The 16,971-nt window shown below is 39.9% G+C and carries 14 protein-coding genes; 4 read left to right on the top strand and 10 right to left on the bottom strand.

The genetic code is table 11. The features are described from left to right. Positions 1-15 precede the first annotated feature (15 nt). Both EDC44_RS01475 and EDC44_RS01470 read right to left on the bottom strand, forming a co-directional pair. Entirely contained in the window at positions 16-1,338 is a 1,323-nt protein-coding gene (locus EDC44_RS01475) for a restriction endonuclease subunit S (RefSeq protein ID WP_131974662.1), read from the bottom strand. Between the two features lie 71 nt (positions 1,339-1,409). Next, on the bottom strand, positions 1,410-2,300 hold the full coding sequence (locus tag EDC44_RS01470; RefSeq protein WP_131974660.1) for a LysR family transcriptional regulator: 891 nt from the start codon (positions 2,298-2,300) through the stop codon (positions 1,410-1,412). 122 nt (positions 2,301-2,422) lie between these two features. Here EDC44_RS01470 and EDC44_RS01465 point away from each other — a divergent pair, with 122 nt between their 5' ends. Beyond that, positions 2,423-2,866, top strand: a complete 444-nt coding sequence (locus EDC44_RS01465; RefSeq protein WP_131974658.1) for a nuclear transport factor 2 family protein — start codon at positions 2,423-2,425, stop codon at positions 2,864-2,866. A 32-nt stretch (positions 2,867-2,898) separates the two neighbouring features. Continuing rightward, complete coding sequence (locus EDC44_RS01460; RefSeq protein WP_131974656.1) at positions 2,899-3,558, top strand: NAD(P)-dependent oxidoreductase; 660 nt, start codon at positions 2,899-2,901, stop codon at positions 3,556-3,558. 49 nt (positions 3,559-3,607) lie between these two features. Here EDC44_RS01460 and EDC44_RS01455 read toward each other — a convergent pair whose 3' ends face one another. Then, positions 3,608-3,868: an antitoxin gene (locus EDC44_RS01455; RefSeq protein WP_243647872.1), complete on the bottom strand. Its 261-nt coding sequence runs from the start codon at positions 3,866-3,868 to the stop codon at positions 3,608-3,610. Between the two features lie 243 nt (positions 3,869-4,111). On the opposite strand from EDC44_RS01455, the gene EDC44_RS01450 reads away from it, so the two are divergent. Continuing rightward, positions 4,112-5,335 (top strand): ATP-binding protein, encoded by a 1,224-nt coding sequence (locus EDC44_RS01450; protein WP_131974654.1) that lies wholly within the window; start codon positions 4,112-4,114, stop codon positions 5,333-5,335. A gap of 15 nt (positions 5,336-5,350) precedes the next feature. On the opposite strand, the gene qatD is transcribed toward EDC44_RS01450, so the two are convergent. From qatD to EDC44_RS01420, 6 genes are all read right to left on the bottom strand, one after another. Next, entirely contained in the window at positions 5,351-6,082 is a 732-nt protein-coding gene (gene qatD, locus EDC44_RS01445; RefSeq protein WP_131974652.1) for a Qat anti-phage system TatD family nuclease QatD, read from the bottom strand. Beyond that, positions 6,079-7,395 (bottom strand): Qat anti-phage system QueC-like protein QatC, encoded by a 1,317-nt coding sequence (qatC, locus tag EDC44_RS01440; RefSeq protein ID WP_131974650.1) that lies wholly within the window; start codon positions 7,393-7,395, stop codon positions 6,079-6,081. Before qatC ends, qatD begins: the two co-directional genes overlap by 4 nt. Beyond that, the gene (locus tag EDC44_RS01435) at positions 7,395-8,135 is read right to left on the bottom strand and encodes a hypothetical protein (protein WP_131974648.1); all 741 of its coding nucleotides are present in this window, start codon (positions 8,133-8,135) and stop codon (positions 7,395-7,397) included. The genes qatC and EDC44_RS01435 overlap by 1 nt, the downstream gene beginning before the upstream one ends. A 3-nt stretch (positions 8,136-8,138) precedes the next feature. Then, a complete protein-coding gene (locus tag EDC44_RS01430) occupies positions 8,139-9,905 on the bottom strand; it encodes a KAP family P-loop NTPase fold protein (protein WP_131974646.1) in 1,767 nt (588 codons plus the stop codon). 125 nt (positions 9,906-10,030) lie between these two features. Next, positions 10,031-10,711: a hypothetical protein gene (locus tag EDC44_RS01425; protein WP_131974644.1), complete on the bottom strand. Its 681-nt coding sequence runs from the start codon at positions 10,709-10,711 to the stop codon at positions 10,031-10,033. A 708-nt stretch (positions 10,712-11,419) separates the two neighbouring features. Next, a complete protein-coding gene (locus EDC44_RS01420; RefSeq protein WP_165870210.1) occupies positions 11,420-12,583 on the bottom strand; it encodes a WYL domain-containing protein in 1,164 nt (387 codons plus the stop codon). A 157-nt stretch (positions 12,584-12,740) separates the two neighbouring features. On the opposite strand from EDC44_RS01420, the gene EDC44_RS12925 reads away from it, so the two are divergent. Beyond that, positions 12,741-12,914 carry a hypothetical protein gene (locus tag EDC44_RS12925; protein ID WP_165870209.1) on the top strand — a complete coding sequence of 58 codons (174 nt, stop codon included), beginning with the start codon at positions 12,741-12,743 and terminating at the stop codon, positions 12,912-12,914. A 346-nt stretch (positions 12,915-13,260) separates the two neighbouring features. On the opposite strand, the gene metH is transcribed toward EDC44_RS12925, so the two are convergent. Beyond that, positions 13,261-16,947 carry a methionine synthase gene (gene metH / locus EDC44_RS01415; RefSeq protein ID WP_131974640.1) on the bottom strand — a complete coding sequence of 1,229 codons (3,687 nt, stop codon included), beginning with the start codon at positions 16,945-16,947 and terminating at the stop codon, positions 13,261-13,263. Positions 16,948-16,971: the final 24 nt, after the last annotated feature.

Genomic DNA, 16,971 nt, shown 5'->3' with positions numbered 1-16,971 from the left:
AATACGCCCATAGAGTTATTTAAACTTTTCTAATGATAAAAATAACTTTTCAATTTTATCTACGATACGTTTTTGTTCTACTAATGGAGGAAGTGCGAATAAATAATTTACAATTTTTTCTTTAGAAATATTCGGTTGTCCACTTCCTTCACTTCTTTTTTGAAATTCAGATTTTTGAGACATTAAATAATAAAATAAGTATTTATTAAATATTCCTGTGTAAGGAATACAAGCACAACAGGCTTGGTTTGTTGTTGCTTCAATATTTAAAATTCCTAATTTACCAATTGTTGCACCATACATTGCAATTAAAACCGAGCCGATAGGATTCAATTTTACTGATGTTTTTTCTAACGCCAATTCAGAAATGTATTCTGGAATATCATTAATAAATCCATCATTTAAATCACCTGTTTTTAGCCAAGGAATGGTACCGTGATCATAAAATTTGGGTTCATGTCTATTAGGCGTCGCCCCGGAACCCCATTCACCAATCTCTCCCAATCTCACCCAACACCAATTTTTAGGAATCTCAAACGGCACTTCATCTGCGATACAACGCTCTACATCGTCAATAATCTCATAAGGAATATTATCCCGCATTATGATCTCTGAATGTTGTTTTGGTTTCTTTAATTTCTTCTCGGCAATCAACCGCACTTTTTCTTGTTGAATGCGTTTAAGCAGTTCGCTTGCCGGCTCATCATTTGGGTCTTGCTCAGTTAATTTGCCCTGAATTGCCGCTTGCAAAATGGATTTTTTAAGCTGCTGTGGAAAGGCTTGATGTAACGCAGTGAGTTCTTGCTCTTTTTTGGCATATTGGTCGATAAAAGGAAGCAATTCTTCGATTTTTGCGACAATGCGGTGTTGTTCGGCAAGTGGTGGAAGAGCAAATAAATAATTTATAATTTTTTCTTTAGAAATATTAGGTTGACCACTTCCTTCACTTTTCTTTTGGAGCTCAGACTTTTGAGACATTAAATAATAAAATAAGTATTTATTAATTATCCCTGTGTAAGGAATACAAGCACAACAGGCTTGGTTTGTTGTTGCTTCAATATTTAAAATTCCTAATTTACCAATTGTCGCACCATACATTGCAATTAAAACAGAGCCAATGGGATTTAATTTTACTGATGTTTTTTCTAACGCCAATTCAGATATATATTCTGGAATATCATTAATAAATCCGTCATTTAAATCACCTGTTTTTAGCCATGGAATTATGCCATTATCATAAAATTTAGGTTCGTGTCTATTTGGAGTTGCTCCAGCCCGCCATTCACCTATATCCCCCAATCTAACCCACCTCCAACTCTCCGGAATTTCAAAGGGCATTTCGTTTTGGTTCGCAAAAGGAAGTTTATACCTTGTTGCTTTCTTCTATCTACACTAAATTTCCAACCAACCTACCAATCCCTTCCCCGGAACCTTTCTACCAAAAAATCAATCAGCTGCCGCACGGCGAGAGGGAGGCGGTGGCGGCTGGGGTAAAGCAGGTAGATGCCGAAAATGGGCAGCTCCCAGTCGGGCAGGACGGCTTGGAGTGTGCCGTTTTCGAGATGTTCGCCGACCATATATTTCGGCAGCATTGCAATGCCGTTGCCGGCGAGGGTGCTGTTGAGCAGGGCGAGAGCGTCATTGGTGGCGAAACGGGCGTTGAGTTCCAATTCCACCGGTTCGCTCTGCTGTTGTAGCCGAAGAGTTTTACGATTGACGTTGGTGTGCGAGAGAAATTGATGTTGCTGCAGATCCACCGGTGTTGTGGGTGTACCAGAACGTGCCAAATAATCGGGCGTTGCCACCAATACGGAATGGGCATCCGCCACTTTGCGACCGACCAAATTCGGGTCGGGATTGTTGGTAAAGCGTACCGCCAGATCAATCCGTTCGGCGACCAAATCCACCAGATTATCCGTCAGTTGCAGCTGGATATTCAATTTTGGGTGCAGGGCGAGAAATTCATTGATCTGCTTGAGCAAATGGGTTGCACCAAAAGCAGCATTACAGGTCAGCCGCAGCACGCCACGCAATTCCCCCTGTGCCGCTGCCATTTCCTGCTCCATTTCCGCCGTCTGCATTGCAATTTTTCGACAAAATGCCACCGCTTGCTCACCGGCATCAGTCAGCGACACTTTTCGCGTAGTGCGTTGCAGCAGCCGTGCGTGCAGCCATTCTTCCATTAGGGCGATATGGCGGCTCACCATCGGCTTTGACATTTCCAACCGTTCTGCCGTGGCGGTAAAACTGCCGGTCTCGGCGAGATCCAAAAACACTTGAATCGAAGTAAATTTATCCATTTTTTGCTCTATTTGTTTCGTAATATGAAACAATTATATTCAAAAATCGTTCTTTTTCCCATTTTTTATTTCAGTATAATGCCCCACATCAACCGAACATTACTCAACAAGAGGAAAACAAAATGAAAAAAACACTTTTAACTTTAACCGCACTTTTCACCGCTGCTACTGCAATGGCTCAAACCACATCGGAGCAAAACAAAGCGAATGCGTTGGCATTCTATGAAATGGCGTTCAACCAACACCAGTTGCAAGAAGCGGTGGATAAATATGTCGGCAAGGAATATTTGCAGCACAATCCGCACGTTGCGGACGGTGGTCAGGCATTTATTGATGCGTTCGCCCCGTTCTTAAAGGAAAATCCGGGTTCAAAAGCCACCGTTAAACGCGTGCTGGCGGACGGCGATTTGGTCGCCCTGCACGTTCACAGCCAGTTGAACGAGCAAGACCAAGGCGAAGCGGTAGTGGATATTTTCCGCTTTGATGAGGACGGTAAAATTGTCGAGCATTGGGACGTGATCCAAGCCGTGCCGGAAAAAACCGTGAGCGGTCGTGGAATGTTTTAATTTTAGAGTCAATAAGCTAGAGGAAAAATAAAATGAAGAAAATCGCCGTTATCGGTGCAACAGGCTATGTGGGCAATGCCGTTGTGCAAGAATTGGTAAGCCGTGGACACCAAGTCACCGCCTTTGCCCGTAATGTTGAAAAAGTATTCAAAGCGGACAACGTGCAAGCGGTCGCCGCAGACGTAAATTCTGCAAACTTCGCCGAGCAATTACAGGGCTTTGATGCCGTTGTCAGTGCCTTCAACCCGGGCTGGACAAACCCGAATATCGCCGAGGATTTCACCCGTGGCGCAAACGCCATTGTGGAAGCGGCAAAAACCGCTCAAGTGCCGTATTTATTGGTAGTGGGCGGTGCCGGCAGTCTGTATGTTGCCCCGAATGTGCAGCTGATCGACACACCGGATTTCCCACAGGAAATTTTCGCCGGTGCTAACGCCGCCCGCAATTTGTTAAATGACTTACGGAATCGCCGTGATGTCAACTGGGCGTTCATCTCCCCACCGGCAATGCTCGGTGCCGATGCCGGCTTTAGCGAAGACCGCACCGGCAGCTACCGCTTAGGCGGCGAAGAACTCTTGATGAACAGCGAAGCCCCAGCAGGCATCAGCGTCGCCGACCTTGCTATCGCCATCGCTGATGATGCCGAACAAAAAGCCCATTTGTTTAAACGGTTTACGGTGGCGGTGAAGTAGGTTAGATTTTGGGAAACTGCCTGAGGAAGCTTGGGTGGTTTTTGATTAACTAAATAATGATATTGCTATCCAGTAGATAGATCTTCACGCTTCTGTGGCGGTAAATTACCACGCCCGGAAACGCCTCAATAAAAGTATCATCAAAACCATCAAATAAAGTTAGAAAGCTCTCCGAAGACTGACGGGCAGGTCGTAAAGTCACATCACTACTATTCACTCCCAAAATTTCAACCACACCCACATCAAAACGAAAATCTGCAGGAATCCTCACTACTTGACTGTTATCACGTTGAAAAACGCAAATTTGCATAGTGTATCACTACAAATTTAGGAAAAAATTATATTACAGCCAAAGCAAGAATTTGAGTTTTTAACGTTGGATTAGCTTTATAGCAATGATGAAACGATGGTGCGCATCTAAAATTTAATTCATCAATATTCTCAGATACTTATATCATAAACCTAAACAATCACATAAAATAGATTTCTTTATGGTTATAACCATAAAGATAATGTAAAATATCATCAAGTTAAACTTATATGCATAAATACTATGATCACAAGACCTACTTATCTCGAAAAGCTTAAACCCTTTATCAACACGCCGTTTATCAAAGTGATCACCGGCTTGCGCCGTAGTGGTAAATCGACAGTATTGAAACTATTACAAGCAGAATTGCTTAATCTCGGTGTAAAAAACGAGCAAATTATTTACATCAATCTTGAAAGCTTTGCCTTTACTGAACTAAAAAGTGCGGTGAAATTATATGAATTTGTAAAAGGGCAAATTCATTCCGCAGAAAAGCATTACATCCTGCTTGATGAAATCCAAGACGTGCAAGAATGGGAAAAGGCAGTGAATGCGTTTATGGTGGATTTTAATGTAGATCTCTATATTACCGGTTCAAATTCGCAGCTGCTTTCTTCCGAACTTTCTACTTATTTGGCAGGGCGTTATGTGGAAATTCCGATTTTTACGCTGTCGTTTCAAGAATTTTTAACCTTTAAACAGGCTTATACCAATGAAACGCCAATGCCACAAACTGCATTTAATGAATACTTGCATAAAGGCGGATTTCCCGTTATCCACACCGCTAATTACAGCGAAGAAACAGCCTATAAAATAGTACAAGATATTTATGCCTCAGTGATTTTGCGAGATACGGTACAGCGACATAAGATTCGTGATGTTGAGTTGTTGGAGCGAATTGTTAAATTTGCCTTTGACAATATCGGTAACACTTTTTCAGGCAAAAATGTCGCTGATTTTTTTAAAAGTCAGCAGCGAAAAGTCGATATAAATACGGTTTATAATTATCTAAAAGCCTTAGAAAGTGCCTTTATTTTACATCGTGTTGAACGTTTTGATATCCGAGGCAAAGAGATTCTGAAAACCCAAGAAAAATTTTATTTGGGCGATATTTCGTTGCTTTATGCCGTAATGGGATTCCGCCCAATGCTGATCTCAGGCATTTTAGAAAATATCGTTTATCTTGAACTCAAACGCAGAGGTTATCAGGTTTACATCGGTAAACTTGGCGACAAAGAAGTGGATTTTATCGCCCAAAAGCAAGATGAAAAACTTTATATTCAAGTCGCCTATAAATTAGAAAGCGAACAAACCGTTCAACGAGAATTTTCTCCGCTCTTAGCGATTGCCGATAATTACCCGAAATATGTAGTCACAATGGACGAACTGTGGCGCGGAAATATTGAAGGGGTGCGACATTTGCATTTGGTGGAGTTTTTGATGAGTGAAAATGATATTACAGTATAATGTGGGGCTATTGGTTTATATATGTTTTGAAACTAAGCTAAAGAGATTTTGTCTCAATATATTTTCAGTTTCTGAAATATTCATCCCCCACATATCTGCCAATATTGCAATGGCAATATTGGCATTCCAGGGGAATAAAGCTTGTGTTTTAATATTCCCAAAAGGCCCATCGGTTTCAATCAATATTTTTTCTATTGGCATGAGTTGAACCAACTCATAACCCTTTTTACTGCTTAACATTGCAGGTCCTACAGAAAAATAGCAGCCCATTTCAATCGCTCGTTTTAATTGTTGTTTTGTGCCTGAAAACCAATGAAGGATTGGCAAATTATCATTTACTTGACTTAATTCATCCAGTACAGCATTTGCACTCATTCTAGAGTGTATACTTAATATTTTTCCGCCAGATTTTGCTGAGCTTCTTAAAATATGGCGAAAAACCTTTAATTGGGTTTCCCAATGTGTTTTAAACTCTTTTCCGCCATCCAAACCAATCTCACCCACGTAGCGAGTTTGGTTTAATAATGCATCAAACAATTCCAATTCCTGCCAACGTTCGTGAGCCAGTTGGGGATGCAATCCCAATGCGGTACGAATACGAGGACAATCTTTTGCCAATAAACTTGTTCCATACCATGCTTTGGGTGTGGTTGTAACAGATAATACATAAAGATTTTCATCCTGACATCGTTTTACAACGTATCGTGGATTTGGATATAAATCCAAATGGCAATGCATATCCATCATAATATTCGATTTGCTATTAAAAGTTGTTCCACTTCATTCAATCCATTCATAAAAACATCAGCAAATTGATTTAATTGTTGAATGGGCAATGAACCACTTTGTAAAACCCATTGATTCATATTACGATGATTTTTTTGACGAATAGCACTAATTAAAGCAAATAAATCATCTTTTCTATCCTGATTTGTCAAAATTTGTCGAATATCATTGAATTCATATTCAGCATCATTCGTCATACCAGCATAATGTAATGACGCTCTACGAATAAGGCAGGGAACACAAACTCCACATTGTTGATTTTTGCGTTTCCAGTGACTACATGAAACGGTACTGGGGATAATTTCTTGTAATAATGGCAAATTTCTACATTTTTCTATCATTTGACCTTTAGTTTTAAATTGATAAGGATTTTTTAAAGTAAAAGGAATATTGATCGCAGTGAATAATTTTTGTATTTCTTGGATAAAATAAGGGTGTGTTGTACGGGTACTCAAAGTACCTACTCTGCGTGCAGTTAAAGGCGCATTGATTGAGATTACCCCATTCTCAGGTACAAAAACATCAATTTCTTCTTGCACAACTTCCTGTAATGCATAAGCTGATGCAATTGCAAATGCCAAAAAATTTAAACTCCTGGTTCGCATTGTGATTTCAGTAGTCCTACCATTATTTAAATGTGGCTGTGCAATCGCATTAAATTGGGAAAATTGATTAATATAACCATTTTGGTTAAGTTGCTGGATAATGGCTTGCTGGCGTGATCTATCACCTTTATAAGAATGACTAACCAAAACGGGTGAATACCCCAGCTCCAATAAATCAATTGCCCCAATTGCTGAATCTAAACCACCTGAAAATAAACAAACACAGTCTTTATTTCTTAAATCTACTAACTTGGCTCTACCATTTTGTGAATAAGGTCGTGGAGGGAACTGTCCGTTTTCTTGAAAATCAAATTGCCAAATATCACCACTTAAAAAGTGTAAAATCTGTTCTAAATGAGCTTTGCTTGCTTGCCAAATATCTGGTTGGCACAATGGTAAAGTGATAGAAAAGGAACGACACCAGCCGTTTGCCGTATCTTTTCGCAAAACAAAAGTATCTGCTGCTGTTACTGCCATAGCAATGGTTAGAAAATCCATTACTTGATCATTAAGTCCAGCACCTAATCTTCTTACACTATCCAAAACCTTATTGCCGATATTCGCAATTTGTAAATTTTTATCTCCCGTTCCGTACAGTTGAACAGGTACTACATTGTTTGGTAGATTCTTTAATTGTTCAATATCGTGATGAAAAACCAGCTGTGTCATCAATAAGCCTCCCATATTTCCCAAATTTCCAAAATAGCTTGGTTCTGAATTTCTTGCATTTGCTCGGTTGTTAAATAGTAAATATCATCCGTGAATTTAGGGGCGAGTGTAATATCCACCACCTCGCGAATTAATTGCCTTAAATCATTTTCAATGTCAGAAATTTGAACAGGATTATCTGCCTTATTCCACGCCTTGCCTGCATCATGTGTAATTTGCAGAAAAATACTTTCAGTTAAATAACAAACCATCATTTTACCAATAACTTCAACAGTAATGCTGTTTTCATCAAAAGTCACTATTCCTTCTAAGGCTTCCGATAACGCCGCATTCATCGCTGAACGAATCTTGTCTGAATCACCGTGATGACCAACCAAAATTTCAGTAATTTGGTTGATAACTTCATCGCAAGGCTGACCATTTAAACTATGTAAATTAACCGAATATTGTTGTTGCAGACTGTCTGAAAAAATGCCAAATAAGCCCGAACCTGCTTGGATAATTTTACCTAGTTTTTGTACGGCAGTATGCTTACCACCACTGGCTTTTCTGGCATAATGACCGAGTGCTTTACGCACATCATTACGCCCACCACCTTGCACAGCCCTACCAATCGCTTGGCGCAATCCCTTTAATCTTTGCGAGTCTGGCGTTAGTGGTAGTACTTGACTATCATCAACCCAAGAAGGCAATAAAGGCGAACGACCATTTGGTCCTACGCTAGATTGTGAAGTTCCCATTGATTACTCCTGATACCAAGTTTCGTTTTCTAGTCTTTTTGTAAGCCACGGATAATTAACACCTTTACCTTCCAATTCAATAATGAAGCGAGTTAAAATTTTTGCGCCTTCTTCTGAATTTTTCGCCAACAAACAAGCGCCCATAAAACCATTTGGGCTTTCCTTCCAATTATCCACTTTTCGTAATTGTACAAGTAAGGCTTCCATAACAGAGATTTGCTCATCCATTGTTAGCTGTTTAATAGCATTTTGTGTATTTTGTGAACCTGTTCTTGATGCGGTTTTAAGTAAAATGCTTAAAGCATCTTGGGCTTTTTGAGAAAGTTGAGCAGTATAAGTATTTAACGGTATAGTTTCTCTAGATAAATAAATTGCTGCTCGCAAATCAACATCGGATAATTTTGGCTCTAATTTTACCCATTCTTTGATAAATGTTTGAATAGGTTTGTTTTCAGATAGAGTAGATAGGATCTGCTCGTTATTATTTTCTAGTTCTTTTAATAATTCAGGTTTGCCCTCTCCTTCATTAATCAGCTGATAAAATTTTGTTACAACATCAGAATCCACGCATCGTTCAAAAATCACCAATTTGGTAATAATCGCTTCATCTAACGGCATTTGACGCTTGTCTGCAATTTTGGTACGCATTTTAATAGTATTTAAAATGCGTTTTACAATTCTAGGATTACCATAAATATTCGGTGAATTTGCCAATAAAGGGGCTATTCTGTTCGCTCGTTCAAAATCTGCCAGTAAATCTTGATTATCTTGTTCACCAATATTACTAGCTGCTTGTTCTGGATTTAAGGATTGATTTTGCCAAGATTGTTGCAAATGGGTTTCTAAAAATTGGCGTAAATTTGCCAGTTTTTCAGTAGGTAATTTTTGATGAATGGCATATAACATATACAAATATGCACGAATTTCAAGAACGCCAGCTTTCGGTACACGAATGGGAATTTGAATGAGCTTATCTAAATAATCTATTTGATGACGATAGGACAAATCTTTGTAATGCTCTGCAACCGAATGGCGAATCATTTCCTCATCAGCCGCGATAATAAAAGCGGTGCGATTTAAGAATAGGAATAAACGAATAGCTTCCAATGTTTGAATAGCATTAGCAGGCAAACAGCGGTCAAGATTATCAATTACAATAACTAGCTTTCTACCTAAATCCTGTAATATTTCACTATATTCTTTTCTAAATGCATCGATTTGTTGTGGTGGTGTTTGTTTCTCTTTTGGTTTGAGAAGATTTTTTCCTGAATCAACAATTTCTTTTCCTGTTTCTACAACTTGCTTACTTTCTTTTTCATCTTGAATACCATCTAAAGCATTTTTGGCTGTTCCAAGCAGTTTGGAAACCAAGCCAAAAGTAGGAAAACCTACTGTTAAAGCCGCCCCTTCTGCAAGCAAACCAGCCAAACGAAGACCATCAATTCTAGCTAATAAATTTTTGGATTTTTGCAAGACGGTCTCTTCATCTTTGGCAGCTTGAATCAAATGACTTGCAATCGCTTCTAAAAGTGCCGCCCTGGCATCATCAAACCCCTGATAAAGCCAAGCATCAAATTTAATTATAATCCACTCATCAGGTTTGATTTGTTGCTCAATCAAATTTAACAGAGAGGACTTACCCGCACCCCAGTTACCAAAAATACCTATTGAAACTGGTAGCATAGCTTCAGTTTCTAATATTTCAGTAACAATTTGAGATACTTCACCAAAATTGAGATAGTCTTCTTTAGATTCAGTATCTGACCACATTAAATTACTCTCACTTATAAAATATAGGTCTTTACATCTTAACACATTTTCAATGTTTTTATAATGATAAAGTATGGGAAGTGTAGTGTATCACTACATCCCTTGATTTATAAATTTTATTCTAACTATTTTTTATTATTTTCAGGAAGATAGATATATTCTGATTCTATAACGAATAGATCATTTAAAATATAGAATAAAGGAAAAAGACTTGTAATTATTATACTCACGGAAAGTATTTTTGATGTTTCTTCAGCATATGCCAAGAAATCAATATACAACTGAATTAAAATCGGATTACCACCATTATTAGAAAGCAAATAATAAAACACAAATAAGAACAGCATTCCCCAAATAGCTTTCTTTCTTAATCCATTTCTTATAAACCTTTGCTTTTTACTATCACAATATTGCATCAAAGCATTATTATTAGCTTTAACTGCATTCAATATAGCAGTATCCAGATAACAATAATTTTTATAATCTTCAGGGGATTTTATATCATATGGCGATCGATAAATATTAAAACCTATATTTTGTAAAACATCAGACAAGATAAATATATAAAAAATCTTTAATATGGGGAATAGACAAATAAAAATCATTGAAAACAATAAAATCATATAGAGATAGTCAATTGGATTTGTGAAATATCTCCCCATATCTTCCATTGCTATAATTATAGATACATTATATTTAACGCTAAAATAAACATCTATATAGGTTACGATTAAAAGAAATAATGCGAACCATACATCATCCATAAGTGCAGCGAGTATATTTTTAAGTTCTTTGATTTTGTCCACTTGATTTACCATATAATTTTTTAAAAATCCTACCGGTTGTATTTAAATTTACAATACCAAATCCTATCATTTAAGAGCAGTGATTAATTTAAATTCTTTAGTGTTATTCATAACCAAAATTGCATAGCAACTTAATGCATAGCAAGCAATTCATAAATTATTTCTGCTGATTGTGTATCTTGACATTTTAACTTATCTACCTGTTCCTTCACGCTCCTACGGTAGTAAATTATCGTGATCGGATAACATCCAAAAATCATCAAAACCGTAAAATAAAACCAGAAAACTTTCCTCAAGCTTACGAATAGGGCATAAAATCACATCGTCACTTTTCATCAAAAAATTTCAACCACATTAAATCGGAAATCAGCAGGAATTCTCACCGCTTGACGGTTACCACTTTAAAATATATGAGTTTGTATAACTTCCTCCTTTTCGTTTTGTATATACTAAGAAACATTTTTGATATATACAGATAATGAGATTGTGTTAAGTTAATAATAAAGCTGAATTATGCTAGCATCCTTGCTACTGCCCTTTTTATTTATTGTCCTAATCAATGATGCACATGCCCTCACGCATTTCGAAATCCCCTTTATAAATAAGCTCTACGACTTCTGTAAAAAATCTGAGGATATATTTTCCAACTATTTTTTGATTTAGCTAATGTCTAAAATTGGTAATAATTTTGCTTGGTCATTATTTATTTTAACTATGAGGTTCAATGTTAAAATCCGCAAATCCTTTTTGCCATCCTAGATTATACGCTTCTTGAGCTGATCGGTGTCTTCCTGTTCCCGCCTGGCTGTAAGGAAGATCTAGCTCATCCAAAGAGCGTTTTTTGTTATTTAAACCATCCCTAATTCCAGCTTCATAAGCACATCCTGCACATCGATGACGTCCTTTTTCTGAATTTTGACTTAGTGGTAGAGTTGATAGTACATTTGCATATCTATGATTTTTATTACATATCCTAGCTAGGGATAAGATAGTCTCGATAGTAGATTGATTTACTAATTCAAAATACAGAAATTTATCATCATCTATTTCAGATGTGAAACCAATTTTGAAATTGGATTTTATGAACGTAAATAGGGCTGCTCGACTTGTAATAGTTAATAATTCACTATCTTCCATAAAAAAATCCTTTTGGATACCTCTTTGGATTGGCTCAGGAAGTTTACTATTTATTTTTACTTCTATCGGCATAAATGTATTCCAGTTATTATCATATTCAATTGTTTCACTTTTTAGTGGTTCTAATTGTGGATCATAAGTAGCTTTTGTAACTCTAGATATCTTAAAGTTTTTAAATTGGGCAGATTCATCATCTCGTTCAAAAGCCCTAAAATACCAATCTTGATTATTTATAAATAAGATCGTCGGAAATAAAATACGCTCATTATTTTTCTTACTATTACTAGATGTGTATAAACATCTAACTCCTTTTTTTCTATGTAGAGCTCTAGTAACATTAATAATTGACTCTTCCTCTATTTGGGCAGGTTGTATATCATTAATTATTTCTATTGACATAGCCTTGGTTTTCTTAGTAAATCTATTTCTATTAAATCCATTTATCAGAACATCCAAAGCATCATTAGGACTAATTTTAAATATAGGTTGAAACTGTTCAGATATCTCAGTTACCCTTTCCTTATTATTTAATAATGTACCTGATCTATTTAATTCTCTATATTCATTAAGATCTTTTGATGCCGCAGCCGCTGCAATTTCAAATTCATTCATGATATCTAAACGAGAGATAACCCCTAAATAATTAAGATAAATATCAATAAAAATTAATCGCTCAATTTGATTAAACTTTTTGCTATTTTTCTCTAAAAAATGCTCTATTGATTGAGTAAACATGTTTCCTCCCATTGTTAAATGCATCAAGATCCTAAATTTAGATCATTATGGTCTTTTTTTTAGATCAATATTGACTTTAAAATGTATCTTTGGTATAGTTTAACATGTTTTCAGTAATTGAAAAGACCTTTCTAAACTTAAGTATAAGGAGTCATGTATGGCTAAAAATCCTCCATATGGAGATAATCAACGTAAAGGTATGGTCTGTGATAGATCTCAAACTTATAACCCTAAAACTGAGTTATGGGTTAAACGAGATACTATTACAGGGAAATTTATGGATGTAAAACAAGATGGCAAGCCATTTAAGGGGGTAAGGAAAGAAAAATAAAATGTAGATATTTGTAAAAAACAGCTTGAAATGCGGCAACATTTCAAGCTGAGATGGAATGGAAGTGAGAACGCCCCTCTTCCTATGATGCCTATACAGACATAGTTGAAATCTTCGTTATTGTATTTATTTTAGGTTATCTAATCAATATCGTTCTCGTAATTTCAACACAGGAGTTATATATGCTTCAATGTCAATATCCAAAAGCTGTGCATGTGAGAGCATATTTTCGTTTCAAACGAGGACAATGGGAGAAAGTTTCTGAACATTGTCGTCGATATCCTCAGTAAAAGATAGCTATCAAAAAAGGTCGGCTCAAAAGCTGACTTTTTATTAGGAAATCCCCCTACCCCATCGCCACTCCCAACCACTTCACCATCTCTCTTTCCGTCCAGCCCTTACGCTCCGCATAATCTCTCGCCTGATCTTCATCAATCCGTCCTAGTGTGAAATAGTTACTCGCAGGGTGGGTGAAATACCAACCACAAACCGAAGCCGCCGGCCACATTGCGTAGCTTTCGGTGAGTTTCATTCCGATGCGGTGTTCGACTTCAAGTAGATCCCAAATGATCTGTTTTTCTGTGTGTTCCGGGCAGCTTGGGTAGCCGGGGGCGGGGCGGATGCCGGTGTAGTCTTCTCGGATCAAGCGGTCGTTTTCGAGTGTTTCTTTGCTATAACCCCAGATTTTTGTGCGGAGTTCAAAATGCAAGTATTCCGCCATTGCTTCGGCAAGTCGGTCGCCCACGGCTTGCAGCAGAATGGCGTTGTAGTCATCGCCGGCGGCTTTGTAGCCGTCCACCAAATCGTGTTCTTCGATACCGGCACAGACGGCAAACATTCCGAACCAGTCTTGGCGACCGCTCTCTTTGCTTGCGATAAAGTCGCTCAAACATAGGTTATACGGGCTTTTGCTGTTTTTGCCCCGTTCGGCTTGTTGGCGGAGATTATAGGCAACGCCTGCCACTGAAGTGCGGTCAGAATCGGCGTAGATTTCGATATCATCGCCTACGCTGTTTGCTGGGAAAATCCCCATAATACCGCTTGGGTTAAGTTTATGATTTTGCTCAAATTCGTCCAATACCCGTTGGGCATCGTTCCACACTTTGCGTGCTTCTTCGCCGCCTTCCGGATAATCGAACGCATCGGGGTAGCCGCCCATTAAGCCCCAAAGCCTAAAGAACGGCGACCAATCGATAAATTGGCGTAGGGTCGCAATCGGCACATTTTTATATTCGATAATGCCGGTCTGTTTCGGCACAGGCACTTGGTAATCCGCCCATTCGCCGCTGAATGCGTCAAAGCGGTTGGCACGAGCCTCGGCAATCGATAGCTGTTTGCGTGGGGCTTTTTTATTGGCGAAAGCCTGCTGAATTTGCTCGTATTCTTTTTTGGTGCGTTCCCACAATTCCGCTTTAGTGTCAGGGTTCATCAGGGCGGCACAGACGGTTACGGCACGGGAAGCATTGGTGGTGTAAATCACTTCGTAGGCGTATTTCGGGTAAAGTTTAATCGCAGTGTGTTCTTTGGACGTGGTCGCTCCGCCGATAATCACCGGAATATTGAGCTTCAAGCGGTTCATTTCGCCAAGGAAATATTCCATTTCGTCCAGCGATGGCGTAATTAAGCCACTCAAGCCGATGATATCCGCCTTTTCCCGAATTGCCGTGTCGATAATTTTATCTGCCGGCACCATTACGCCAAGGTCGATCACTTCAAAATTATTACATTGCAACACTACGCTGACGATATTTTTGCCGATGTCGTGCACATCGCCTTTCACGGTGGCAATCACCACTTTGCCGTTGCTTGAGCCTTTTTGCTTGGTAGCGTTGATAAAGGGTTCTAAATAGGCAACCGATTGTTTCATCACTCGGGCGGATTTCACCACTTGTGGCAGGAACATTTTGCCGTCGCCGAACAGGTCGCCCACTACGTCCATTCCGTCCATTAGCGGCCCTTCGATCACCTCCAGTGGCGAGCTGAATTGTTGGCGTGCTTCTTCTGTGTCTTCAATAATATGTGTCGTAATCCCTTTGACTAAGGCGTGTTTGAGCCGCTCTTCCACCGCCCACGTCCGCCATTCCGCTACCGTGTTTTCCTCCGTACTAGCGGTCGAGTTTCGGTATTTTTCTGCAAGATCCAACAGGCGTTCGGTAGCATCATCTCGGCGGTTTAGCACCGCATCTTCCACCGTTTCACGCAGTTCGGGATCGAGATCGTCATAAATGGCAAGCTGTCCGGCATTGACAATCCCCATATCCATTCCGACCTTGATGGCGTGGTATAAAAACACGGCGTGAATTGCCTCACGCATTGCGTTATTGCCACGAAATGAGAACGAGATATTGGATACGCCGCCGGAAATTTTGGCAAAGGGCAGGCTTTGCTTAATGCGTTGGGTGGCGTTAATAAAGTCCACACCGTAGTTGTTGTGTTCCTCAATGCCTGTGCCGATGGCAAAAATATTCGGGTCGAAAATAATATCTTCCGGCGGAAAATCGAGTTGATCCACCAAAATGCGATAGGCTCGGGTACAGATTTCCACCTTGCGATCTTCGGTGTCCGCCTGCCCCACTTCGTCAAATGCCATTACCACCACGGCAGCACCATAACGGCGAACCAGTTTCGCCTGTTGGATAAATTTTTCCTCGCCCTCTTTCAAAGAAATAGAATTGACGATCCCCTTGCCTTGAATAGATTGCAGCCCGGCTTCTATCACTTCCCATTTACTTGAGTCAATCATCACCGGCACTTTCGCCGCATCGGGTTCGGTCGCCATAATATTCAGAAAACGGGTCATACATTTTTGCGAGTCAAGCAACGCTTCGTCCATATTCACATCAATAACCTGCGCCCCGTTTTCCACTTGGTCAATGGCGATTTCCATTGCTTCGGCGTATTTTTCCTCTTTAATCAACCGTTTGAATTTTGCCGAACCGGTAACGTTATTGCGTTCGCCCACATTGACGAACAGGCTGTCGTCATCAATGGTCAGCGGCTCCAACCCCGACAATCGCATTGCAGTTTTAATGGTGGGGAGCGGTCGTGGCTTAATGCCTTGCATTGCGTTGGCAAAGGCTTGAATATGCTCAGGGGTCGTGCCGCAGCAACCGCCGACAATGTTCAGGAAACCACTCTCTGCCCATTCTTTGAGTTGTGCTGCCATTTCCTCTGCCCCTAAATCGTAGCCGCCAAAGGCGTTCGGCAAACCGGCGTTCGGGTGGGCGGAAACGTAACATTCGCTGATTTTGGATAGTTGTTCCACATACTGCCGCAGCTCTTTCGGGCCTAAGGCACAGTTTAAGCCGAAACTGAGTGGCTTGGCGTGGCGGAGTGAGTTGTAAAAGGCCTCCGTGGTTTGCCCTGAAAGTGTTCGCCCTGACGCATCGGTGATCGTGCCGGAAATCATCACCGGCAATTTCACACCCATTTCTTCAAACACTTGCTCAATGGCGAATACAGCGGCTTTGGCGTTTAAGGTGTCGAAAATGGTTTCGATCATCAAAATATCCGCCCCGCCTTCAATCAAGCCTCGGGCAGCTTCAGCGTAGGCTTCCACCAGTTGCATAAAGGTAATATTGCGGAAACCGGGGTCGTTTACATCGGGGGAAATGGATGCGGTGCGGTTGGTCGGTCCTAACACACCGGCAACGAAACGGGGCTTATCAGGTGTGGAATATTGATCCGCCGCCAGCCGTGCCAGTCTTGCCCCTGCAACATTCAGCTCATAAGCGACCGCTTGCAGATCATAATCCGCTTGGGCAATAGTGGTGGCACTGAAAGTGTTGGTCTCAATAATATCCGCCCCTGCCGCCAGATATTTCTCGTGAATGGCTTTAATCAGCAGCGGTTGGGTCAGACTTAACAGATCATTATTACCACGCAAATCCACCGCACTTTGTGCAAACCGCTCACCACGGAAATCGGCTTCGGTGAGTTTATATTGCTGGATCATCGTGCCCATTGCACCGTCCAGAATAAGAATACGTTGAGCAAGCGCTTGATGTAAAAGAGTTATGGTGTTGTGCGGCATAAGGCTTTCCATTTATAAATGTTT

The sequence above is a fragment of the Cricetibacter osteomyelitidis genome (genome assembly GCF_004340985.1).
In the GTDB taxonomy this organism is placed as follows: domain Bacteria; phylum Pseudomonadota; class Gammaproteobacteria; order Enterobacterales; family Pasteurellaceae; genus Cricetibacter; species Cricetibacter osteomyelitidis.
The sequence above is the reverse complement of the archived record's forward strand: the minus strand, read 5'-3'. Positions and strand labels throughout refer to the sequence as shown.